Source organism: Devosia alba (genome assembly GCF_039938915.1).
Classification (GTDB): domain Bacteria; phylum Pseudomonadota; class Alphaproteobacteria; order Rhizobiales; family Devosiaceae; genus Devosia; species Devosia alba.
This window is the reverse complement of record NZ_JBDUUI010000023.1, coordinates 1-23,205: the sequence shown is the minus strand read 5'-3', so window position 1 is coordinate 23,205 and position 23,205 is coordinate 1. Positions and strand designations below refer to the sequence as shown.

Below are 23,205 nucleotides of genomic sequence, written 5' to 3'. Positions count from 1 at the left end.
TCTCAGTGAAAATTTACGCCCTCAGAGGGTCAGATCTCAGTGGCAATCAACAGCCTCAGACATTCGACGGGTTGTCCCTGTTTCCGGCCTGACCGGTTTCGCCATCACATCGCGTCGCTCTCACAACCTCATGGAGCCGGTTAATCGGCTCGAACTGGATATTGCTTCAGGATGCAATCTCTCGCTGGTTTTACGCTGCAAGGCTGGGAGTATGGCGAGCTTGGTAGACCTCGCCGCGAGCCATGACCGCCCAGACCACGCGGGCCATCTTGTTGGTCATGGCCACGCTCGCAACACGCGCCGGCTTTCGGGCAAGCAACGCCAGGAGGTGGGGATCTGCTGCTTGGGGTTTATACTTAGCTCGGCGGACCAGAGAGGTGGCGCCGATCACCAAGAGCTTCCTCAGATACCGATCACCCATCTTGGTGATGCGGCCGAGCCGGTCCTTGCCACCACTCGAGTTTTGCGAGGGCGTAAGCCCCAGCCAGGCGGCGAACTCTCGACCCGAACGGAACTGTCCGGGATCAGCAACCGATGCCGCGAGTGCCGTTGCACCGACCGGGCCGATCCCAGGAATGGTCGACAGACGCCGCGCCACCTCATCGGTTCTCTGCAGGGCAAGGATCGCTCGGTCGATCGCCTGCAAACGGACATGGGTATCGAGGACCTGTCTGCAAAGCAGGCCTAGAACATGCATCGCCATCTGCGGCACGTCTGGCGTTACTTCCTTGGCGGCGATCTGGCGTGCCAGGCCAAGAGCCCGCTCCAACCCTTCGGGAATGTCGATGCCGAACTCGGCCAGTAGGCCGCGGATCATGTTGACCAGCTGCGTGCGCTGCTTAACCAGGAGATTGCGCGTGCGGTGAAGCGACAGTGCCGCCTGCTGCTCGGCTGACTTCATCGCCACGAAACGCATGGTCGGGCGGGTCACGGCTTCGCAGATCGCTTCGGCGTCCACGCCATCGTTCTTGCCGCGCTTCACATACGGCTTCACGTAGGCCGGCGGCATCATGCGGACCTCATGACCGAGCCGCGTCAGCTCGCGCGCCCAATGATGGGAAGTGCCGCACGCCTCGATACCGATCAGGCAGGGCGGCAACTTGGTGAAGAACGGCAGAACTTGCGATCGCCGTAGGGCTTTGCGCACGACAACGTCTCCAGACGGGTCAACGGCATGAACTTGAAAAACACGCTTGGCCAGATCGAGGCCTATGGTGGTAATCTGCATGGCGGATGGCTCCTTTGCTTGGGTTGCCTGACAGCAAACCCACTTTGGCACTCAGATGCCGGGAGCGGGAGCCATCCACCTCATCTGAATGGGGCGCCTTCCTACCTGGCAGCAGATGTCCCCTTTTTGGCCTTTCCTGCTGACAGAGGATTTGCACGAAAGCCGACTTATTAGCTAACGCACAGCGGCGCCAGGCGCCTTGGTAAAGGCTGCGACACGCGACAGCATGTCCTTCGGCGTGGTCCCGGTGACGATCACGCCGAGCAGTAAAGCCGCCATGCCAGAACCGCGCAGCGCGGGCATATCTGCGGGCGTGAATTTCTTCTGGCTTGGGGCAATGACGGGGGCGCTCGACTGGCCGGCAATGTGGGCGTAGCGGGCGATATCGGCCGGGGTGAGGGCAGTGCCATAGTCGGCGAAGTCCATGATCGAGGCTTCGAGCATGGCACCGGGGATGGCGGCAAGGCGCATTGTATCGGCGTCTGTGCTGGTGGACGAGAGCGCCGGCATGGGGCGCAGGCGTGATTGCAGCATATGCGGCTGCAGGTGGTCGACATAGACGTTGAAGCCTTCAAAGCCCAGATCGGCCAGGGCGTTCAGCTCGTTCAGCGTGGGCACGGTCTCCTGGCCGGCCATGACAAGCATGGGCGCGCCGAGCTTGGCGAGCTGTTCGAGAAACGGCCTTTCCGCCGCATAGCTGCCAAAGCGCGTGCCGCTGGCGCGGTGGAAGGCGTTGAGATGGACCTTGATGGCGCCTGCGCCGGCCTCGAACGCGGCCCGGGCGAGGTCGAGATCGTGGCGCGGCAGCGAGACGATGATGGGGAAGGCGCCTGTGGTGATGGCGCGGTAAAGCGGGGTCTCGGGATAAAGGGGCATGTCAGTTGATCCGCAGGCCAGTCGTTGCGTCGAACAGGTGGATGTTGCCGATATCGGGCCGGACATTGAGCGTGGCGCCGGGGCGGGCCTGGACGCGCTCGCGGAAGACGCCGATGACCTTGTGCTCGCCCAGTGTCATGGTCACCTGGGTTTCCGATCCCATCGGTTCGACCAGTTGCACGATGGCCGGCAGGCCATCGGGCGTCAGCTCAAAGTGCTCGGGACGGATGCCGTAAACGGCATTGTCGCCCTTGACGCCTGCGGGCAGCGGCAGGGTAATGCCGGCGGCGACGAAGCCGGCTTGGGTGATCGTGCCGCCGATGAAATTCATCGAGGGCGAGCCGATAAAGCCGGCGACGAACTGGTTGGCGGGGCGGTCGTAAAGCTCGAGCGGGGCGCCGATCTGCTCGACCTTGCCGGCATGCATGACGACGATCTTGTCGGCCATGGTCATGGCTTCGACCTGATCGTGGGTGACATAGACGGTGGTCACGCCCAGCCGCTGATGCAGGCTCTTGATCTCGCCGCGCATCACCACGCGCAGCTTGGCGTCGAGGTTGGAAAGCGGTTCATCGAACAGGAAGACCTGCGGGTTGCGCACGATGGCGCGGCCCATGGCGACGCGCTGGCGTTGCCCGCCAGAGAGCTGGCGCGGATAGCGCTTGAGCAGCGGCACGAGGCCCAGAATGTCAGCCGCCCAGTTCACCCGCTCGGCGATCTCGGCCTTGCTGGCGCCGCGATGCTCGAGCGAGAAGCCCATATTGGTCTCGACAGTCATATGCGGATAGAGCGCGTAATTCTGGAAGACCATGGCGATGTCGCGATCCTTGGGGTCAAGGTCGTTGACGACGCGGGCGCCGATGGAAATCTCGCCACCGGTGATGGTTTCAAGCCCGGCGATCATGCGCAGCAGGGTGGACTTGCCGCAGCCCGAGGGGCCGACCAGCACGACGAATTCACCGTCGGCAATGTCGATATCGACGCCATGGATGACGGGAACGTCGCCATAGCTTTTCTTGACGTGATTGAGGGTGACAGGCGCCATCGATAATTTCCTTTAGCCCTTGAGGCCGGTATGGGCGAGGCCCTCGACGAACTGTTTCTGGGCGATGATGAAGACCACCAGCACGGGCAGGGCGGTCATGGTCGCCGCCGCCATCTGGATGTTCCACATGGCGCCGCCATAGGCATCGGTGAACTGCGTCAGGGCCTGGGGCAGGGTGAACATGGTGCGCGAGGAGATGAAGACGATCGGTTCGAGATAGAGGTTCCAGCTATGGAGGAAGGTGAAGATCGCCACCGCGCCCAAAGCCGGCTTGGCCAGGGGCAGCGCGATGATCCAGAAGATCTTGAAGCGCCCCAACCCGTCGACGCGGGCGGCCTCTTCGAGCTCGCCGGGTAGGGCGATGAAGAACTGGCGCATGACGAAGGTGGCAAAGACCGAGGGCGCGCCAAAGATCGGCACCAGGATCAGCGGCCAATGGGTATTGATCATGCCCCAGCCCAGAAACATTTGGAACAGCGGCACGATGGTGACCTCGGCGGGGATCAGCAGGCCGAGCAGCACCACGGTGAACAGCAGATTGGCCCCCGGAAAGCGGATGCGCGCAAAGGCGTAACCGGCCATCGAGGAGAAGATCATCGTGCCCACCGTGACGATGGCGGCGATATAGGCCGAGTTCCAGTATTGCTGGGCAAAGGGCTGCAGCTCGAAGACGCTCTGATAGGTCGTCCAGTCGAAGCGGCGCGGCCACAGGTCGGGCGGAAAGGCGAAGATGTCGCTGATCGGCTTGACCGAGGAGGTGATCATCCACCAGGTCGGGAACACGAAGGGGATCAGCAGCACGCACATCAGCCCGTAAAGCGCGACCTGGATGCGGGGGGAATGCTCAGTTTTCATAGAACACGATCCGCTTGCGCAACTGCCATTGCGCGAAAGTCAGCACGGCAACGATGAGGAAGAGCAGGATCGACAGGGTCGAGCCATAGCCGAAGAAGTGGAACTGGAAGGCCTGCTGGTAGAGGTAATAGACCAGCACCGTGGTCGAGATGCCGGGGCCGCCCTGGGTCAGCACGGCGATCTGTGCGAAGACCTGCAGCGAGCCGACAATGGTGATGATCGAGGTGAGCAGGATGGTCGGCGAGATCATCGGCACCGTAATGCGGCGGAACTGCTTCCATGCCGAGGCGCCATCGACGCGCGCCGCCTCATAGAGCTCCTTGGGCACGCCCTGCAGCGCGGCCAGGAACAGGATCATATTGAGGCCGACATTCTTGAAGACCTGCACCACGATGACCGACGCCATGGCCGTGCCGGGCTCGCGCAGCCAGTTGGGGCCGGTAATGCCCAGCAACTGCAGGAAGCCGTTGATGCCGCCATTGTTCTGCAGCAGGAAGCTCCAGACGATGGTCCAGGCGACCAGCGACACGACGACGGGCGAGAAAAACAGCGTGCGAAACACCACCATGCCGCGCAGTTTCTGGTCCAGCAGCACGGCCAGTAGCAGCGCCAGGGTCATATTGAGCACGACGAGGCCGGCCGAAAAAATGGCCGATGAGGCCAGGACCCGGAGCAGGGACGGGTCGCGCAGCAATTGCTGGTAATTGGCGTCGCCGACGAAGTTGAACGTATTGGCCAGCACGTTCCACTCATGGAGGGAATACCAGAAGACCAGGCCGAGCGGGATCAGCACGAAGACCATCGTGCCGATCAGTTGCGGCACGATGAAGGCATAGCCCGCCACGGCGTCGCGACGCTCGATGGTCCAGAACGGGCGTTCTCGTGGGCTGGTGGCTGAGGTCATGCGGGGCTCCGTAGCGGGAACGAGTAGCGGGACCGTTGTGATCCCGCCCCCTTGTTGGGCTTAGCGCGCGAGCAGCGGGCCGACACTGTCGCAGACGGAAGCCAGTACGGCCGGCACATCGGCATCGGCTACCCAGAGGGCATCAAGGCCGGCGCGGACCGTCTGCTGGATCTGGGCGAAGTTGGTATGGCCGGGCAGTACCGTGCCATTGGCAATGCCCGAGATCACCACACTCTCGATCTGCTCCGGGGAGAGCAGCGGATTGGTCGCGGCGAGGGCGGTTGCATTGAGCAGGCTCGTGCGGGCGGGCGGGAAGAACTGGGCCAGTTTCTGGCTGTTTTCCGCATTGGTCATATAGGCCAGGAAGGCAACGGCGGTTTCGGCATTGGGGCTGGCGGCAAAGGCGCCGACGCCGGCCTGGCCGACCACGGCATAGTCACCGGCCGGACCAGCCGGCAGCGGCACCAGATCCCAGTCGAAGGGGTTTTCCTTGGGCAACAGCGAGGCCCGCGAAATCTGGGTGATGGTCATGCCGGTCTCGCCGGCGAAGAAGTCGATGTCCTCGCCGGGTCCGGGCATCGCGGCATCGGTAAAGATGGCGCTGTGGATCGCCGTCATGGCGTCGACCATGGGCTGTTCGGTGAAGGCGCAAGTCTTTCCGTCTTCCGACCAGGGCGAGGCGCCCCAGCCGCGCCAGATCGTGGCCAGGTTCTGCCAGGTCTGATATTTGAAATCGCGCACCACAAGGCCGGTCTGGCCGTTTTCGGCGACGGCAGCGGCCGTGGCGAAAGCACTGTCCCAGGTCCATTCGCCTGCTTCGATCAGCGCGGCGGGCGTGCGGGCGCCGGCGGTGTTGATGACGTCGTTGTTGGCAAAGATAGCAAAGGGCGAGGTGGAGAACGGATAGGCATAGAGCTGCCCGTCCCTGGTCCAGAGCGCGGTGGCCTGTTCGCTGACATCAGCGAAATCATAGCCTTCCGTCGCGGTGAACGCCTCGGTCAGCGGGGCCAGTGCACCGGAATTGACGAAGTCCGCCGCGGTGGTTTCGAGGATCCACGCCAGGTCGGGGGCGTTGCCGCCGGCAATCTGGGTGGTGAGGGTCGTGGTATAGTTGTCGAACGGGATGGGCTCGAAGGTGACCGAGACATTGGGATGGCTGGCCATGAAGCCCTCGGCGATCTCGTTGAACATGGCCAAATGCGCCTCATTGGCGCTCCAGATGGTCATGCGCAGCTCGACGGCGTCCTGGGCCCATGCTGCGCCGCCATAGGCCAGAGGCACGACGAGGCTGGCCAGCGCGACGCCGGATTTAAGGGCATTTCGATACGACATGGTGTTCTCCTCCTGTTGGTTCAGTAGCCACGGATGTCGGGCCAGCGGATCTCGATCCCCTCGCCATGCAACCGCGTCTGGAAATCTGTCAGCTGGGCCTGGTTTTCCTGCACCTGGTGTGGTGTGAGCCCATTATTGAGACAGTGTGCGGCGAGCAGGCCGGCGACTTCGCCGATATTCCACTCGACCGGATGCAGCCGGTAGCAGCCATTGGTGATGTGCGTGGTGCCAATGTTCTTGCCGGCCGGCAGCAGGTTTCTGACCCGCTGCGGCAGCAGAGCGCCGAGCGGAATCTCGAAGGGGGCGGATTCGACGTCGACATAATTGTCGCCGCCCGTCGAGGGATGCAGATCGATGCGGTACATGCCAATGCCCGTGCTGTCGCGATATTGCCGGGACAGCGGGTTGCAGTGGATGGTCATCGACACATCCTGCTCGACGATGGTGGTGACCGCCCTGATGCGGCGGCTTTCGCGGATATAGGGCGCCATGGCGAGGCCATGATCGGTGCCGGTGACATCGCCGCGCAGGCGCAGGCCGGGAAAGCCGGTGCCGCCATCGACGCGGGGGGCTTCGGTCTGCAGCCAGTAGAACACCGAATAGGACAGCTCGGCGGCGGCCGTGATGTGGCGCGCCTTGTCGGCTTCGGAGACATCGATGATCGAGCCTTCCATATAGTCGATCATCGGCCAGTTCACGAGGCAGATGTCCGAGCCATAGGCACCGGGCACGAAATTGCGCCGCGCGGCGATGCGGCGGAAGGTCCACAGATTGCCGTCGCCGGGATTGCGGCGTTGGTCGGCATCGACCAGCAGCGGATCGTCATCGGGATTGGGGGTGAAGGAGCGCTCGGTGACCTCGAGGGTGCGCGGATGCGGCGCCTTGAAGCCGAGCAGCGGGCCGCCCCAGAAGCTGGGCTGGTATTGGCGCCAGAAATCATAATTGTCCGGCTTGTCGATGGTCTGGTCGCCATCGACATGGTCGATGGCAAAGCAGATCGAGACCGCCTGGACATTGTCGGGCTGTGCGACGTCAGGGGCACTGGGTTCGCCGGTTTCGGCGCGGCTTTCAAAGCCGGTCACGTATTCGGTGCCGGTCATCGGCAGCAGATCGCCGAGCTCGGTGGCGTCGATGATATAGGCGGCGGTAGCGATGATCTCGGCGCCGGTATCGCGATGGCGCAGGGTGATCGAGCGGACGGTATCACCCTCAACATCGGCACCCAGAGGCCGGTAGGGCTGCAGCAGGGTGAGCCGGCCGCCGCCGATATAGGGCATCAGCATGGCATTGACGACGGCAACGCCGACGCGCGGTTCGGCGCAGAGCCGGCTGACGAAGCCGGCGCCGGGATTGAGATCGCCCCATGCGCGGCTTTCGGCGGTCAGCGGGTAGTGGTCGCGATAATATTGGCGGATGCCGTTGCGCAGCTGACGGTAAGATCGGGTAATGCCGAACTGTTCGACCCAGCTATGTTCGTCGGGTGGCACAGCCTGGCTGGTGAGCTGACCGCCGAGCCAGTCATATTCCTCGCTCATGATGACGCTGCGGCCATTGCGCAGGGCGCCGAGCGCCGCTGCCACACCACCAAGGCCGCCACCGACGACTAGGATATCTGCACTGAGTTCTTTTGGGGTCATGGTCTCGTCTTAGATCGTGTTCGATGGGGCAGGGCCGAGGGTTTCCCCCTCGACCGGTTCGCAGGGCAGCAGGATCTGCTGGATGGGCGCGTCGTTCTCGACCCGGCGCACCAGCATTTCGGTGGCGGCGCGGGCCATGGCCTCTCGGGGGATGGAAAAGGAGGTAAAGCGGCGGCCGGTCTGTTCGGCGCGGATATGGTTGCCCAGGACGACTATGGAGAGCCGTCCGGGCACGGTTATGCCGCGCTGCCGGGCCGCATTGTCCACGGCCAGCGCATCTGCGAGTTCGGTGAAGAAGACGGCAGTGGCGCCGCTGGCCAGCAGGAAATCGAGGTTTTTCTCGCCGCTCCCGGCGACATCGGGGATGTGCGCGACCAGGTGCAGTCCGGCTATAGCACCCGAAAAGCCGGCCCAGCGATCGATGGTGGATTCCGCGCCGGAAGACGGGCCGACATAGGCGATCCTGGTGTGGCCGAGCTGACGCACTCGATCGACCAGCGCCGCGGTGGCGGAGGCATAGTCGCCGCCGACATAGGGCACCGGCCCGCCGGCGTCGTCGCGTCGGCCGACGGCGACGAATGGATAGTCGCCTGCAACCAGGCGGGCTAGCTCCTCGAGGTCGAATTCGCGTCCCAGAACTAGGCAGCCATCAGCAAGACGAAGGCGCGTATTCTTGCCAAAGATCTTGCGCTCTGCGCCCTTGGCAGCGCCGGTCAACAGCAGCAGGTCATAGCCGACTTCCTGGGCTGCTTCCTCAATACCCAGCAGGAAGGGAGTGAAAAAGTCAGCCTGGGCGCTGGGGAAGGCGGGTTCATAGGTGAAAACGCCGAGAATGCGGTTAAGCCCTTTGGCCATGCGGCGAGCCACCGGGTCGGCAACATAGCCTGTTTCGCGAATAACTTTGTTGATCCGATCGCGCGTGTCCTGAGGGATTCGGCCTTCAGCGCTGACGGCTCCATTCAGCACAAGCGAGACCGTCGCCTGGCTCACGCCGGCGAGCCGGGCGATATCATTCTGGGTCAGTCGCTTTGTTGCCAAGGCCAGTACTTCCGCCCATTCAAACGCTAATGCGTATTAGCAGTTAATGCGCATTAGCAGTTCCGTCCGTGCCTTTGTCAAGACCTATTGAGTCAGCTTTCAGGAAAACGAGAGGGCCCCGGGGACGGCCGCAATGGGGCGCATTGCTGATCGGCAGCTCCCGCCCAACGGCAGAGCCGGGGTCGGAAGCGGCCGGCCTGGTCCCGTCACGCCCCAGCGGTGGTTTGCTGCCTGTCCGCTTCTGGCTACAACAGTTAGATCCGTATTGCCGGGCGCAAGCGCGTGAACAAGACCACAAATGAGGGTAGATCACGCTCCACCCAGAGCCTCTCTGTATCTTGCCAGCACGATCCTGACGATCTGCGTCAGGTTCAACAGGATGAAGAATACGTTCCACGCCACCACGTTCAGCATCGGGACGGGCTGGCTGTAGAAATAGTCCGCAAGGCAGCATGCCGCTGTCACGGTGAGAATTCTCAGGCGCAACATGTCCATCGTGAAGTAGGCCGTCACGTAGAGGATGTTCGCCGCGTTGATGAGTATTTCCATGGTGTGGGCACTCGTTGAATGCGATCCGGCGAAGGGCGGCGCCCGGCTAGGCTGGGCGCCGCCCTTCGTTCACTCGCCGCCGAACTCGGTCTTGAAGATATCGAGATCGACCTGCATCCCGTTGAGATAGGGTCCCCACGGCAGTCGGTGTCAGTGGGCGTGAAAGTCCTCGGCCTCGGGCGTCAGCATGATCGTGTTGACCGTGAGGCCCGCGTCCTTGAACGTGTCGATGCTGCCGACCTTGGCACCTTCCACCAGATCGATCACCGAGATCGAGCCGTCGTTCGTGCCGGGAATGTTGATCAGGCTGTTCTGGACGTAGGCACGGTTGCCGTCGGGCGAGAACACCAGGTGGTGGGCGCCGCCGGCCGCCTCGACGGCGTAGAGATGCTTGGGCGCGCGCGGGTCGGAAATGTCGAAGGCGTTAAGATGCCCCGGCAGCGCCGTGGTCACATAGGCCCGGTCGCCTGCGGCGTTGAAATAGACCTCAAGCGCTACGCCTTGGCCGATCGCGGTGAAGTCGAAATCGCCGCGAAAGGAGAACGTCTCCGACTCCGGCTGCCATTCGGCGATCCAGATGCGGCCCTCGTTCATGTTGGTGATGTAGGCGACCGGCGGCTCGGCGCCGGGAACGAAGAAGGCCTCGACGGGCGCTGTGCCCGAGGGAGACGGCTTGTCCGAGACTTTGTGCGTCGACAGGACCTCGCCGGTGCTCGGCTGGATGACCACGATCGACTCGCCGGCATCCGTCGGATCCTTCGGGTTGATCGTGCTCGTCACCAGCATCCGGTCGATGCCGTCATGGACAGTGATGCCGTGGGGATAGGGCGCGGGCAAGGCGATCGTGTCGAGCATCTCGTCTGTCGTTGCGTCCCCGACGATGACCACCGAGCTTCCCATGCAGGTGAGATACCATCGGTTCTGCGCCTCGGAGAAGGCGACGTCCTCGCCCACCACGCAGCCCGGCACGGCGACGACTTTGGCCCGGTACGGGAAGCTCGTCACGTCGAGAACTCGCAGTTCGGAGCGGCCGAGCGAGGTGACGTAGGCCCGGTCGCGCGCCGGGTTATAGAAGATGTGGTGCGAGATCAGGTCCGGCGGCAGGGGAATCTGGGCGAGGATCTTGCCATAGTCAGGCGCCACCGGATCGAGTTCGACGAAGGCGATGCCCTCCTGGCGGATCGCCTGCTGGCCCTTCGTTTCATAGAGGACGAGGGCCGTCTGCTCCGCCTGTGCGGAGCTGGCGGCAAGCGCGAGGATGCTGGTTGTGAGAAGCGAGTGTAACAGGCGTTTCATGGCATGGTTCTTTCGTGTTTGTATGGTTGGAATGAATGGACAGTCATGGCAGCGCCTGTCCGACGTCGGACAGGCGCACCTTCGCAAACGGGACAAGCGTCGTGACGGGAGTCCCAAAGCTTGTCGGCGCCGTTCAGTCGCTTGTGTGTGCCGGACGCTCGGGCCCCAATGGGCTCAGCGTCTGCGGATGACCCGAACGCTATCGGACCTCGACAAGCCAAGATCCTTGAGTTCGTGCTCCGAAAGCCACTGGAGAAGCGAGGCGGCGCGTTCGGCACGCTGCGGTGACGGCCGCGAGGCTGTCTCGCAGTCGTGCCTCGGCGGCGGAGAGAATGGCGGCTGCGCGGGCCGCCATTCCGTAGGATCTGAGAGTGGTTCCGACGTTGCTGCTCATGGCTGCATCTCTGGCCCCGCCTCAAGGTCCCTCGTTGGTCGCGCAGGCATATGGCCCGGCGACGAAGTAGACATTGAAGGGATCGGTCGGAAGGCGGTTCAGCTTGACATCCCCGAAGCCCGCCAGCGCCAGCATTTCAGACGCCAGTTCGAAGCCCCACATCGTGCCAAGCCCGGCGCCACCCTGCGCCAGAGAGACGGGCGTGCAGTGCATGGTCGACATCATGTAGAGATACGCGCCCAGCGGATGCTCGAGATTGTTCTCGAGGTAGCTCGACCCGTCGATGTCCACCATCAGGAAGGTGCCGTCCGGGCGCAACGAGCGACGGATCGTGGCGAGCATCCCTTGGGGGTCCTTCTGGTCGTGCACCGCGTCGAAGGCGAACACGAGGTCGTAGCCGCCGAGCGTGTCGACGGTCGAAATGTCGAGCTCTTTGAAGACGAGATTGGACAGTCCCTTCCTCTTTGCGGTTTCGGCTGCCTCGCAAAGGCGTCGGCGCACAGGTCCACGCCGGTGAAGCGGCTCTTCGGGAAGCGTTCGGCGAGCAGCAGAAGTGCGCCGCCGGCGCCGCAGCCGACATCGATTACGTCGATACCCTCTTCCAGCCGGGCGATGGCGTCCGGAACGAGCGGCAGGATATGAGCGATGAGGTTCATCACCACCGCCTGGGCGGTGTGCTCGCCCATCACCTCGTGGAAGCGTCCGTAGTGATCGTAGTGGACGCCGTGTCCGTCGCGGAAATGGGTGACGATCTCGTCCTCGACGCCGGCGGCGACGCCGATCATCTGCGCGGTGACTGCGATGTTATTGGGTGCTGCAGCGCGCGTCAGCCAGGCGGCGTGTTCGGCTGGCAGGAAATAGGTCTGCTTGTTCGGCTCGTACTCAACGACGCCCGCGGTTGTCATCACCGCCAGCCATTCGCGCACGTAACGCTCGGCAAGGTCGGCCTCGGCGGCAAGCTCGGCCGTCGTGCAGGGCGAAACCCTCGCCAAGCCGTCGAACAGGCCGGTGCGATGGCCCACGGAGGTCATCAGCATCAGGGCCGCGTTGTTGAACGCGCCCATCATTTTGCCGACAAAGGCCTGGGCCTTGCCGTCGTCGTATTCAATAGAGTGCTCGCGCACCGCAGATGCAGCGGTCATATCGTTTCTCCAATTGTGGTTTGTCAGGCGCCGCTTATCCGCAGCCCCGTTAAGGCACTCAGGGGGCCTGAGGCCAATCTTTGTTGTGTTGTCGACTGTGTTCTTCGATGTCGCCACCGCTCGGTGAGCGACGAACGCATCGTTCTTCCGGGTGTTCATCTACAAGAGTGTTGGAAACGCGCCTGGGGTGCCGGATGGACCTTGGTCATATTCTCGTATTTACTATTCCTACTCGTCAGACTGGACTTTCCCAATGGCGTCCGGAGCGTGGAAATACACACGGCGAGGCCCGCGGGGAGAGAGGCAGAATAGCCGGAACCGTGCGAGATGAGCCAAACGGGAGGATAATCGATGCCGAAGCGCGTTAGCATCGTCGTGTTTCGGGAATGCGATCCCTCGATCATCTACGGCGTGTTCGATACGCTCTGGGCAGCGGGAAAGTTTTTCAAGAATCCCCCCGGCGAGGCGCTCTTTGAGCCGCGCATCGTCGCGGCCGAGCACGGACCACTCGAGCTCATCGCCGGCGTGAGCATTATTCCGCAGGACTCGATCGACGACATCGAGCAGACCGATATCGTCTTCGTGCCAAACCCGGTGGTGTTGACGCCAGAGGAGCTTCACTCCATCGATCGCCGCATCATCGACTGGGTAGCGAAGATGCACGAACAGGGTGCCTTAATTTGCTCCGCCTGTGGCGGCTCTCTGGTCCTGGCTGCGGCTGGGCTGCTTACCGGGCGCGAGACGACGACGCATTGGAGCCATGTACCGGTGTTCCGCCAGGAGTTTCCCGACATCCTGCTGCACGAGGACCGCATCCTGGTTCAAACCGGCGACGGCCACAACATCATCTCTTGCGGCGGCGCTTCGTCGTGGCAGGACCTCGCGCTCCTCCTCATCGCCCGCTATGGCAGCGGCGAGGAAGCGATACGCATTTCCAGGTTCTTCCTCTATCAGTGGCATCGCGACGGACAGCTGCCCTATGCCTCTATGGCGGTCAATGTCGTCCATGCAGACGCACTCGTTCTCAAATGCCAGGCCTGGCTCGCGGAGAATTACGAGCACCCGGACGTCGTGGCCGAGGTGTCGCTCATATCGGGCTTGCCCAAGCGCACGTTCGATCGCCGGTTCAAGGCGGCTACCGGCTACTCGGCACTTGCCTATGTCCAGGCGCTGCGCATCGAAGAGGCGAAGCAGATGCTCGAGACCGGCTCCGCCCCCATCGACGCGATCGGCCGCGAGGTTGGCTACGAGGATGCCTCCTCGTTCAGTCGCCTGTTCCGGCGTCTGACGGGAATCCCGCCAGGCGACTACCGCCGCCGCTTCAGGATTCCCGACTATGTTCGGTCGAGTTCACAGCACGAGCGGCATGGAGATGGTGTATTGAAGGGATCAGAGGCGGGATGACCACACGTATTCTCCGCCATCGCGCAGCGGAAAATGTCCTGTACCAGGCGGCATTCTTCGCCGCGACACCGTCAAGATCGGCATCGAGCTCGAATTGACCCATAGCGGAATGGCAGGTCTTGCGAAATGGTGGCGTCACGCTCAACGGCCGAAATGGGGCGCTGAGCCGACTATTCATTTGCGTTGAGGCTTGGCGGACATGGTGAGCAAATGCTTGTCCAATTCTGCAAGAGGCGGCAACCACATCCGACAGGCCATTCGTTTTTCGCATTGCTGATCCGAATTGCCGACCTTGCGATGTTCAATTGTCGTCACCTTGGCGTAAAAAAAGTATCGATCTTTTCTCTGGTCTGATGTGGCGCATGGGCGATTACACGCGCTAACGTGCTTACGACACAGTAACAGAGAAGCTAGAAAATAGCTCATGATGAAAAACTGTCGAGGGAGGTGATAATTGCAACCTGATCTGGAACTTGTCCATATCCGAAAAGGCGAGTCATTCTCTGCCTGGATGCATGGTTATCCCTTTCGCACAGTTCGCTGGCACTATCACCCTGAATACGAAATACATTTGATTGTTGCGACATCTGGAAAATTTTACATTGGTGACTTCGTTGGAGATTTTGAACCTGGCCAGCTGATTATGACTGGACCTAACCTTCCACAGAACTGGATTAGCAACATTCAGCCTGGTCAGATTGTACCGATCCGCTCGCGGGTTATTCAGTTTCCGGAAGCCTTCATCGACAGTGCTTGTGCACATATGGCCGAGATGAGTGTGCTGCAGCCAATGCTTGAGCACAGCCGACGCGGACTCTTGTTCGACGCTGAGACCAGCAGGAAAGTCAGGCCGCTGATCGAGCGCGTGATTGAAACCCAGGGGCTGGCGCGACTGGCCCTGTTCTGGGAAATTCTGGGTCACTTAGTGGAAGGGCAGTACGAAGTTCTGGCCAGTCTCAGCTTCCAGCTTGACCTGACCCGTATCAATGACAGTGGCATCAACAGGGCCATTGCCCACCTGAAAGACAACCTGACCGAGCAGGTTGACGAGGGGGACCTGGCGCACATGGTCGGGCAAAGCAAAAGCGCCTTCTCGCGGGCCTTCAAGCGCCACACCGGCAAGACCCTGGTGCGCTATCGCAATCAGTTGCGGGTGGACCTTGCCTGCCAGCTGCTGCTTCGGGACGCCAATGCGCGGGTTGGCGAGATCTGTTTTGAGGTGGGGTTTCTGAATCTGTCCAACTTCAATCGTCATTTTCAGAATTTCAAAGGCATGTCGCCTTCACAGTTCAAGGCCACCTTCGCTGCCAACCGGGACCTGGCAAAAGTGGCCTGACCGCACCGTCAATACTTCACGTCAATCAAAGAATTTGGGTGACATACCGTCGCCCAGAATGGGCAGCTTTGCCCTGAGCTACATGGGAGGACCATGACTATGATTACCAAAACCATCACGGCGTCGCTGCTGACCTTGGCCATCGCCACTTCGGGTGCCTCGGCACAGGAAGGGCTCAAGATCGGCATGACGTTCCAGGAGCTGAACAACCCGTATTTTGTCTCGATGCAGGAAGCGCTCAATGAAGCGGCCGCTTCGTTGGGCGCCACGGTCATTGTCACCGATGCCGGTCACGATGTGGCCAAGCAAATTTCCGATGTCGAAGACATGCTCCAGCAGGGTATCGACATTCTGCTGCTCAACCCAACCGACAGTGCCGGCGTTGAGGCCGCGGTGCAGGCCGCCAAGGCGCAAGGCGTAATCGTTGTGGCGGTCGATGCCAGTGCGAATGGCCCGGTCGATACTTTTGTCGGCTCCAAGAACCGCGACGCCGGTTACCTCTCCTGCAAGTATCTTGGCGAGAGCCTTGGTGGCAGTGGTGAAGTCGCCATCCTCGATGGCATCGCCGTCGTGCCGATCCTAGAGCGCGTCGAAGGCTGCAAGGCTGCGCTCGAAGAGTTCGAGGGCATCACCCTTGTCACCACCCAGAATGGCCGTCAGGACCGTTCGGTGGCGCTGGGCGTGGTCGAGAACATGATCCAGTCCTATCCCGATCTCGCCGGGATCTTTTCGGTCAATGACGGTGGCGCGATGGGCGCCCTGGCTGCGATCCAGGGCTCGGGTCGCGACATTAAGTTGACCTCTGTCGATGGCGCTCCGGAAGCTGTCGAAGCCATTGCGCAGGGCTCGGCCTTCATTGAGACCACCGCACAATTCCCCCGCGACCAGGTTCGGGTCGGCCTCGCCCTTGCGCTGGCCCATATGTGGGGCGCCCGTGTCGTTCCCAAGGAAGTGCCGATCGACGTGATGGTGGTCGACGCCGAGAATGCAGCCGATTTCAGCTGGTAAGTAGTCGTTTCCGCTTTGCCCCCGTCACTGGGCGGGGGCAAGGCATCATTCGGATAGGAGCGCGCGGGATGCTGGAACTGAAAAGCATCAGAAAGAGCTTCGGCAAGATCGAGGTGCTTAGCGGCGTCGATCTCGACGTGCGATCCGGCGAGGTTCATGCCCTTTTGGGTGAGAACGGCGCCGGCAAGTCCACGCTGATGAAAATTCTCTGCGGCAGTCTGCAGCCGACCTCCGGCACGATCCTGATCGAAGGACAGGCGCACGAATTTGCCAGCTATGATCAGGCCATTGCCGCTGGCATTGGCATCGTGTTTCAGGAATTCAGCCTCATCCCGGATCTGAACGCAGTCGAAAACATGTTTCTCGCCCGTGAATTGCGCAATCGGCTCGGCTTGCTGGATAAGGGCGCGATGCGCCGGCGCGCTGCCGAAATCATGCAGCGGCTGGGTGTCAGTATCCGCACGGATGTTCCCATTCATCGGCTCTCCGTGGCCGAACAGCAATTCGTCGAGATTGCCAAGGCACTCTCGCTGGATGCCCGTATTCTGATACTCGATGAACCCACGGCCACACTGACCCCCACCGAGGTCGAGCATCTGTTCAAGGTGATGCGCGAATTGCGCCGCCAGGGTGTCGCGATCATTTTCATCTCGCATCACCTCGAAGAGATCTTCCAGATATGCGATCGCATTACCGTGTTGCGTGACGGAGAATTTATTGCCTCCTGCGCCGTGTCCGAAGTGGACAATGATCGCCTCGTCGAAATGATGGTCGGCCGCCGCATTGACCAGGCCTTCCCTCACAAGCCGGCGTCCGAACCTGCGGCGCCTGTCCTGCTGGAGGTTGAGCAGGTTCAGCTCAAGCGAAATGGCCCGGTGTCGCATTTCCAGGTGCAGGCCGGCGAAATCCTTGGCTTTGCCGGGCTGGTCGGCTCCGGCCGGACAGAGACAGTGCTCGCCATGCTTGGCGCCGGTCCGTCGGCCCGCTGCAAGCTCAAGCTGAATGGCGTGAGCCAGCGGTTCTCCGGACCCGACGACGCGCTCTATCATGGCATTGGTCTGCTGCCCGAAAGCCGCAAGGAGCAGGGTCTGATCACCACCTTCTCCATCCTGCACAACATTTCGCTCAACAACTACGTCAAATATCGGCGCGGGCATTGGTTCATCGATCGCAAGAAAGAGCTAGCATCGACCACTACGGCAATGGAGCAGGTCGGCGTCAAGTCGCAGGGTCCGCTAGCGCGGGTTGATACGCTGTCTGGCGGCAACCAGCAGAAGGTCGTCATCGCCCGCTGGCTCAATCATCAGATGAAAGTGCTGGTGTTCGATGAGCCGACCCGCGGCATCGACGTCGGGGCCAAGGCTGAAATCTACGCCCTGATGCGGCAATTCACTGCCCAGGGCAATGCCATCATCATGATCTCGTCAGAACTGCCCGAAGTAATCGGCATGTCAGACCGCGTCTGCGTGTTCCGCCAAGGCGGGATCGTCGCCACGCTTGCCACCGATCAGATCAACTCCGAAGAAATCATGACTCACGCCACCACCGGGAGCAGCGAATATGTCGAATGAAGCAAAAACGGGCGAGGCTTATGCGCCGGTCCGCAATATGGGTCGCATTCTGCATTCGCCGCTGATCCTGCCGCTGGCCGGTCTTCTGGTCGTCTCCACATTGATGTCTCTCGCCAGCCCCAACTTCCTAAGCGTGGACAACCTGCTCAACGTTCTCCGCCAGGTGTCGATCGTGGGCATCCTTGCCGTTGGCATGACTTTTGTCATCCTGACCGGCGGCATTGACCTCTCGGTCGGCGCTGTCATGGCCTTTGTCGGTACGATCTCCTCTGGCCTGATCGTCAATTCTGGTCTTCCCGCCGAGCTGGCCCTTGCGCTGGGTCTGCTGCTTGGCCTCGGGATCGGCTTGGCCAATGGCGCGCTCGTCGCTTGGGGTCGAATGCCATCGATCATCGTGACCTTGGCCACCATGGGCATGGCGCGCGGGCTCGCGCTGATCTACTCGGGCGGCTATCCGATCAGCGGCATTCCGAGCTGGATGTCCTGGTTCGGCATCGGTCGCATCGGCATCGTGCCGGTTCCAGTCATCGTCATGCTGGTCATCTACGCTGTGGCATGGTTGGTGCTGGAACGTACCGCCTTTGGCCGTCACGTCTATGCTATCGGCGGCAACGAGACTGCAGCCCGGCTTTCGGGCGTCAAAACCCATATGGTCAAACTTGCCGTCTATGGCATTTCTGGCCTGACGGCAGCACTTGCTGCGGTCGTACTCACCGGCCGGCTGATGAGCGGCCAACCCAATGCCGGCAATGGTTTCGAGCTCGATGCCATTGCGGCCGTGGTTCTGGGCGGCACGGCCATATCGGGGGGACGCGGTCTGATTATCGGCACGCTGATAGGCGCGGTTCTGCTGGGTATTCTCAATAACGGGCTGAACCTGATGGGGATCAACCCCTACCTGCAGGACGTCATCAAAGGCGCAATCATCCTGATTGCCATCTATATCGGGCGTGAATGGCGCTGAGCCTCGCCCGCCACTGTTTCAACTAGGAGAATTTCGATGTCTGAGTCGCTGCAAGGCAAGGTCGCGGTCATTACTGGTGCGGCCTCCGGGATCGGGCTTGCCACCACAAAGGCGCTGCTTGGACAAGGGGCCACCGTTGTCATGGTGGACTGGAACGAGAAGGCGCTGACGGAGCTCGTAGGTACGCTGGGTGACAAAGCCATCCCGCAGGTGACTAACTTGCTTGATGCGGCAAGCTGCGCGGCCATGATCCCTGAAATCCTGGGCAAGGTTGGGCAGATCGACATCCTCTACTGCAATGCGGGAACCTATATCGGCGGCGACATCACCGAGACCACGCCCGAGGCCATCGACAATATGCTCAACCTCAACGTCAACGCGGTCATGAAGAATGTTCATGCCGTTGTGCCGCATATGAGCGCGCGCAAGACGGGCGATATCGTCGTAACCTGCTCCATTGCCGGTCACTTCCCGACCTATTGGGAGCCCGTCTATTCGGGGTCCAAATGGGCCATAACCAGCTTTGTGCAGGGAATGCGGCGCCAGATGATTCCGCATGGCGTGCGCGTATCGCAGGTCTCGCCAGGCCCGGTCATCTCGGCGCTGCTGGCCGATTGGCCAGAGGAAAACCTGCGCAAGGCCAAGGAAAGCGGCAGCCTGATCGACCCTGAAGAGGTTGCCGACGCCGTCGTCTACATGCTGACGCGTAAGCGGACGGTAACGATCCGCGACATGATCGTGCTGCCGACCAATTTCGATCGCGTCTGACACGATCTTCACAACACGGAGAGTGACCTTGGCCCAGTATCTGATCGGCGTTGATGTTGGCACCGGCTCGGCCCGAGCCGGCGTCTTCGATGCTGCCGGTCGGATGCTGGCCACGGCCAAGCGCGCCGTGATCATGCACCGCCAGGATGGCGGCATCTCCGAGCAGTCGAGTGCGCAAATCTGGGATGCCGTCTGTACCAGCGTGCGTGAATGCGTCGTCGCCGCGAAGATTGACCCTTTCGATGTTGTCGGCATCGGGTTTGACGCGACCTGTTCGCTGGTGGTGATTGGCCCCCAAGGAGCAGGTCTTCCGGTGGGCGATCCATCTCATCCTGACCGCAATGTAATCGTTTGGATGGATCATCGTGCACTTGAGCAGGCGGAACGCATCAACGAGCAGGGCCACGATGTCCTAAAATATGTCGGCGGTCGCATTTCCCCTGAAATGGAAACGCCAAAGCTTCTATGGCTGCGCGAACATCGGCCAGACGTCTATGCACGAGCCGAGCATTTCTTTGACCTCACCGATTTTTTGACCTGGAAGGCCAGCGGCGCGCTGGATCGTTCGGCCTGCACGGTGACCTGTAAATGGACCTATCTCGCCCATGAACAGCGCTGGGATCCCAGCTACTTCCGCCAGATCGGTCTGGGTGATCTGGCAGATGACGGTTTTGCCCGAATTGGACAGAGTGTCGTTCACCCGGGATCGTCTCTGGCCCAGGGACTGACCAGCCAAGCCGCGGCGGCCTTTGGTCTGCGTCCCCACACATCCGTCGCTGCGGGATTGATCGATGCCCATGCCGGTGGCGTCGGCACTGTGGCGGCAGGCGGCAACGCTACCCGGGCGCTGGGCTATGTGTTCGGTACCTCGTCCTGCACAATGACCACGACGCGCGAGCCGGCCTTCGTGCCTGGTGTCTGGGGGCCCTATTATTCCGCTATGATCCCGGGCGCCTGGCTGAATGAAGGAGGCCAATCTGCGGCCGGCGCTGCTATCGACCAGTTGGTCCAGTTGCATTCGGTCACCACCCAGGCCCAAGGGTTGGCGGCGGCCGCGGGCAAATCCTTGCCACAATGGCTTGCCGATCGGGCACTGGAGCTGGCCGGTGGCGCCAGCGCGTCCGTCGCTCTGCTCCATGACCTGCATGTCGTTCCAGAATTCATGGGCAATCGCGCGCCCTTCGCCGATCCGCATGCGCGCGCTGTCATCATGGGGCAAGGCATGGAAACGGGAGAGGATTCTCTGGTTGCGCTCTATGTCGCCGGGATTTGCAGCCTCGGCTATGGACTGCGCCAGATCATCGAGACGCAGGCCGATCACGGTGCGCCCGTCCAGACCATTAGTGTCAGCGGTGGCGCCGGCGCGCATCCGCTGACGCGACAGATTCTGGCAGACGCCACGGGCCTGCCGATAGACGTGACCGAATGCGAAGAGCCGGTACTGCTTGGTTCGGCAATGCTTGGCGCCGTCGCGTCCGGAGTATTTCCGACGCTACAAGCGGCAATGGCGGCAATGTCCCGCATTGCGATCACCTGCACGCCCGATCCCAAATCACGCGCCCTTCAGGACGCGCGCTATGCGGCGTTCCTGCTGTTGCAGAAAACGGCGCGCGACATCCGCCAAACGATGACGACACATCTGAACTGACGTCCCCACCATTTCATCCCAGCGAGACATCATGCAATTTTCCGGCAAGACCATCATCATCACCGGCGCTGGCAAGGGCATCGGCCGCGCCACGGCGCAGTTGCTTGCCGCGCGGGGCGCCGACATTATCGCCATGAGCCGTACGCAATCGGACCTCGACAGCCTGCGCGCTGAGATCGGCGGCCGCTCCATAAGGGTCGACCTGGCCGATGTCGCTGCGACCCGCGCGGCAATGGTCGAGGCCGGCACCAGCGATTTCCTTGTCAACAGCGCCGGCGTCAACGTCCTCGAAAGTGTCACGGGGATGACGGAAGCCGGGTACGAGGCAGTGCTCGGTATCAACCTGCGCGCTGCCCTGATAACCAGCCAGGAATTTGCCCGGGCACGCATCGCCGCCGGCGGCGGCGGCGCCATCGTCAACATCACCTCGATTGCCAGTCACCGCGGCTTCCAGGATCATCTCTGCTACGCTGCGTCCAAGGCAGGGCTGGAGGGCGCCAGTCGCGTTCTGGCCAAGGAACTCGGGCCCCATGGCATTCGTGTCAACTGCGTCGCGCCGACCATAACCTTGACGGAACTGGCCGTCGAAGCCTGGAGCGACCCGGCAAAGAGCGCGCCGATGATGGTGCGCCATCCGCTGAACCGTTTCGCAATAGCCCAAGAAGTGGCGCAAAGCATCGCGCTGCTGCTGTCCGATGACGGCCGTATGATCACGGGAACTGTCCTGCCGGTTGACGGTGGTTTCCTCGCGGTCTGATTAGACCACCTTTCCCCTGGCGATCCTGTTACGCCTCTCTGTGGAGTTCGACCATGACCAAAGTGCGCGCCCTCGTTCTTGAACGCCAGCACGAGCTGGCCCTGCGCGACATCGACCTGCCGCTCGATGTCGGGCCAGGCATGGTCGGGATCGCCATTCATACGGTGGGCGTGTGCGGTTCGGACGTGCATTACTATACCCATGGCAAGATCGGTCCCTTTGTGGTGGAGGCGCCCATGGTGCTGGGGCATGAGGCGGCCGGCACGATCAGTGCCGTCGGCGCCGGCGTCACCCATCTCAAGGTCGGTGACCGGGTCTGCATGGAGCCGGGCATTCCCGATGCCAATTCGCGGGCCAGCCGGCTGGGCATGTACAATGTCGATCCGGCCGTCAGCTTCTGGGCGACGCCGCCGGTGCATGGCGTGCTGACTGCCGAGGTGGTGCATCCGGCCAATTATACCTTCAAGCTGCCCGACCATGTCAGCTTTGCCGAGGGCGCCATGGTGGAGCCGTTTGCGGTGGGGATGCAGGCTGCCAGCAAGGCGCGGATCGCGCCGGGCGATACGGCCGTTGTGCTGGGGGCGGGGCCGATCGGCACCATGGTTGCCCTGGCGGCGCTTGCGGGGGGCTGCGCGCGCGTCATGGTGGCCGATCTGGCCCAGCCCAAGCTCGACATTGCGGCGCAATACCAGGGCATCATCCCCGTCAATATCCGGGACAAGAACGTGGTCGAGGAAGTCGCCCGGCTTACCGAGGGCTGGGGGGCCGATGTGGTGTTTGAATGTTCCGGATCGCCGCAGGCCTGGAAGACCATCATGGAGCTGCCACGCCCGGGGGGAACCATTGTGGTGGTCGGCTTGCCGGTTGAGCCGGTGGCGGTCGATATTGCTGGCGCCTCGATCAAGGAGCTGCGGATCGAGAATGTGTTTCGCTATGCCCACCAATATGACCGGGCGATCGCGCTTATTGCCTCGGGGAAGGTCGATCTCAAGCCGCTGATTTCGGCGACCTTCGCCTTTGAAGACAGCGTCAAGGCGTTTGACCGGGCGGTGGAAGCGCGGCCCGATGATGTCAAAATCCAGATCAGAATGCATGAGTAAAGGGCTGTCGAACCGGTGGAGGAGAGCGGCTGTTGGCGATCCTGCCTGCAGCTCGAGCCAGAAATGCTCGTTTGGCCGGTCGCGCTCCTACTCTTCCCCAGAGCCCGGTAACGGCAGGTTCTCGATGGCGCTGACCACCAAAGGTCATAGGCAAGCATAGCGGCAGCTAGATCCCATTTTTCGCCTGCCTTTGCTTGGACAGCCGAAAGTGCCGTCCTTTCCCATCCCGGTAGTGATCGTTTTCGTAGTCCGCCGTCCGCTTTTAGAATCTGACGTATAGTGCACGAATGGCAGAAAAGGTGAAGGGTTTGAGATGCCTCTTGGCGTCGCAAAGCCACCCATGCAGGAAGCCG

At 61.8% G+C, this 23,205-nt stretch carries 20 protein-coding genes and 2 pseudogenes; 9 read left to right on the top strand and 13 right to left on the bottom strand.

Going from position 1 to position 23,205, the window contains the following annotated elements:
• Nucleotides 1–190: 190 nt before the first annotated feature.
• The 13 genes and pseudogenes from ABFY71_RS18075 to ABFY71_RS18020 all read right to left on the bottom strand — a co-directional run.
• Nucleotides 191–1,228 carry an IS110 family RNA-guided transposase gene (locus ABFY71_RS18075; protein WP_347947280.1) on the bottom strand — a complete coding sequence of 346 codons (1,038 nt, stop codon included), beginning with the start codon at nt 1,226–1,228 and terminating at the stop codon, nt 191–193.
• Between the two features lie 174 nt (nt 1,229–1,402).
• The gene (locus ABFY71_RS18070; RefSeq protein WP_347947279.1) at nt 1,403–2,104 is read right to left on the bottom strand and encodes a hypothetical protein; all 702 of its coding nucleotides are present in this window, start codon (nt 2,102–2,104) and stop codon (nt 1,403–1,405) included.
• 1 nt (nt 2,105) lies between these two features.
• A complete protein-coding gene (locus ABFY71_RS18065) occupies nt 2,106–3,149 on the bottom strand; it encodes an ABC transporter ATP-binding protein (RefSeq protein WP_347947278.1) in 1,044 nt (347 codons plus the stop codon).
• A 12-nt stretch (nt 3,150–3,161) separates the two neighbouring features.
• Entirely contained in the window at nt 3,162–4,004 is an 843-nt protein-coding gene (locus ABFY71_RS18060; RefSeq protein ID WP_347947277.1) for a carbohydrate ABC transporter permease, read from the bottom strand.
• A complete protein-coding gene (locus ABFY71_RS18055; RefSeq protein WP_347947276.1) occupies nt 3,994–4,908 on the bottom strand; it encodes a carbohydrate ABC transporter permease in 915 nt (304 codons plus the stop codon). The genes ABFY71_RS18060 and ABFY71_RS18055 overlap by 11 nt, the downstream gene beginning before the upstream one ends.
• Nucleotides 4,909–4,968: 60 nt before the next feature.
• Nucleotides 4,969–6,240: an ABC transporter substrate-binding protein gene (locus tag ABFY71_RS18050; protein WP_347947275.1), complete on the bottom strand. Its 1,272-nt coding sequence runs from the start codon at nt 6,238–6,240 to the stop codon at nt 4,969–4,971.
• Between the two features lie 20 nt (nt 6,241–6,260).
• Nucleotides 6,261–7,877 carry an FAD-dependent oxidoreductase gene (locus ABFY71_RS18045; RefSeq protein WP_347947274.1) on the bottom strand — a complete coding sequence of 539 codons (1,617 nt, stop codon included), beginning with the start codon at nt 7,875–7,877 and terminating at the stop codon, nt 6,261–6,263.
• Nucleotides 7,878–7,886: 9 nt separating this feature from the next.
• Nucleotides 7,887–8,915: a LacI family DNA-binding transcriptional regulator gene (locus ABFY71_RS18040; RefSeq protein WP_347947273.1), complete on the bottom strand. Its 1,029-nt coding sequence runs from the start codon at nt 8,913–8,915 to the stop codon at nt 7,887–7,889.
• Nucleotides 8,916–9,224: 309 nt separating this feature from the next.
• Nucleotides 9,225–9,464 (bottom strand): hypothetical protein, encoded by a 240-nt coding sequence (locus tag ABFY71_RS18035; RefSeq protein ID WP_347947272.1) that lies wholly within the window; start codon nt 9,462–9,464, stop codon nt 9,225–9,227.
• A gap of 150 nt (nt 9,465–9,614) precedes the next feature.
• Complete coding sequence (locus tag ABFY71_RS18030) at nt 9,615–10,760, bottom strand: YncE family protein (protein WP_347947271.1); 1,146 nt, start codon at nt 10,758–10,760, stop codon at nt 9,615–9,617.
• 174 nt (nt 10,761–10,934) lie between these two features.
• Nucleotides 10,935–11,027, bottom strand: a pseudogene (locus ABFY71_RS19350) (YjiS-like domain-containing protein); the annotation flags it as partial.
• Between the two features lie 148 nt (nt 11,028–11,175).
• The gene (locus ABFY71_RS18025; RefSeq protein WP_347947270.1) at nt 11,176–11,655 is read right to left on the bottom strand and encodes a class I SAM-dependent methyltransferase; all 480 of its coding nucleotides are present in this window, start codon (nt 11,653–11,655) and stop codon (nt 11,176–11,178) included.
• A gap of 380 nt (nt 11,656–12,035) precedes the next feature.
• A pseudogene (locus ABFY71_RS18020) lies at nt 12,036–12,185 on the bottom strand (transcriptional regulator); the annotation flags it as partial.
• A gap of 462 nt (nt 12,186–12,647) precedes the next feature.
• Here ABFY71_RS18020 and ABFY71_RS18015 point away from each other — a divergent pair.
• The 9 genes from ABFY71_RS18015 to ABFY71_RS17975 all read left to right on the top strand — a co-directional run bounded on the left by ABFY71_RS18015 (nt 12,648) and on the right by ABFY71_RS17975 (nt 22,852).
• A complete protein-coding gene (locus ABFY71_RS18015; protein WP_347947269.1) occupies nt 12,648–13,700 on the top strand; it encodes a GlxA family transcriptional regulator in 1,053 nt (350 codons plus the stop codon).
• Nucleotides 13,701–14,154: 454 nt separating this feature from the next.
• The gene (locus ABFY71_RS18010) at nt 14,155–15,036 is read left to right on the top strand and encodes a helix-turn-helix domain-containing protein (RefSeq protein WP_347947268.1); all 882 of its coding nucleotides are present in this window, start codon (nt 14,155–14,157) and stop codon (nt 15,034–15,036) included.
• Between the two features lie 99 nt (nt 15,037–15,135).
• Nucleotides 15,136–16,044 carry an ABC transporter substrate-binding protein gene (locus ABFY71_RS18005; protein WP_431021551.1) on the top strand — a complete coding sequence of 303 codons (909 nt, stop codon included), beginning with the start codon at nt 15,136–15,138 and terminating at the stop codon, nt 16,042–16,044.
• Nucleotides 16,045–16,112: 68 nt separating this feature from the next.
• Entirely contained in the window at nt 16,113–17,615 is a 1,503-nt protein-coding gene (locus ABFY71_RS18000; RefSeq protein WP_347947266.1) for a sugar ABC transporter ATP-binding protein, read from the top strand.
• The gene (locus ABFY71_RS17995) at nt 17,605–18,579 is read left to right on the top strand and encodes an ABC transporter permease (protein ID WP_347947265.1); all 975 of its coding nucleotides are present in this window, start codon (nt 17,605–17,607) and stop codon (nt 18,577–18,579) included. The genes ABFY71_RS18000 and ABFY71_RS17995 overlap by 11 nt, the downstream gene beginning before the upstream one ends.
• A 36-nt stretch (nt 18,580–18,615) precedes the next feature.
• Complete coding sequence (locus ABFY71_RS17990) at nt 18,616–19,347, top strand: SDR family oxidoreductase (RefSeq protein WP_347947264.1); 732 nt, start codon at nt 18,616–18,618, stop codon at nt 19,345–19,347.
• Nucleotides 19,348–19,375: 28 nt separating this feature from the next.
• Nucleotides 19,376–20,995 (top strand): FGGY-family carbohydrate kinase, encoded by a 1,620-nt coding sequence (locus tag ABFY71_RS17985; protein ID WP_347947263.1) that lies wholly within the window; start codon nt 19,376–19,378, stop codon nt 20,993–20,995.
• A gap of 31 nt (nt 20,996–21,026) precedes the next feature.
• On the top strand, nt 21,027–21,752 hold the full coding sequence (locus ABFY71_RS17980) for an SDR family oxidoreductase (protein ID WP_347947262.1): 726 nt from the start codon (nt 21,027–21,029) through the stop codon (nt 21,750–21,752).
• A gap of 53 nt (nt 21,753–21,805) precedes the next feature.
• Entirely contained in the window at nt 21,806–22,852 is a 1,047-nt protein-coding gene (locus tag ABFY71_RS17975) for an NAD(P)-dependent alcohol dehydrogenase (protein ID WP_347947261.1), read from the top strand.
• The last annotated feature ends 353 nt before the right edge of the window (nt 22,853–23,205 follow it).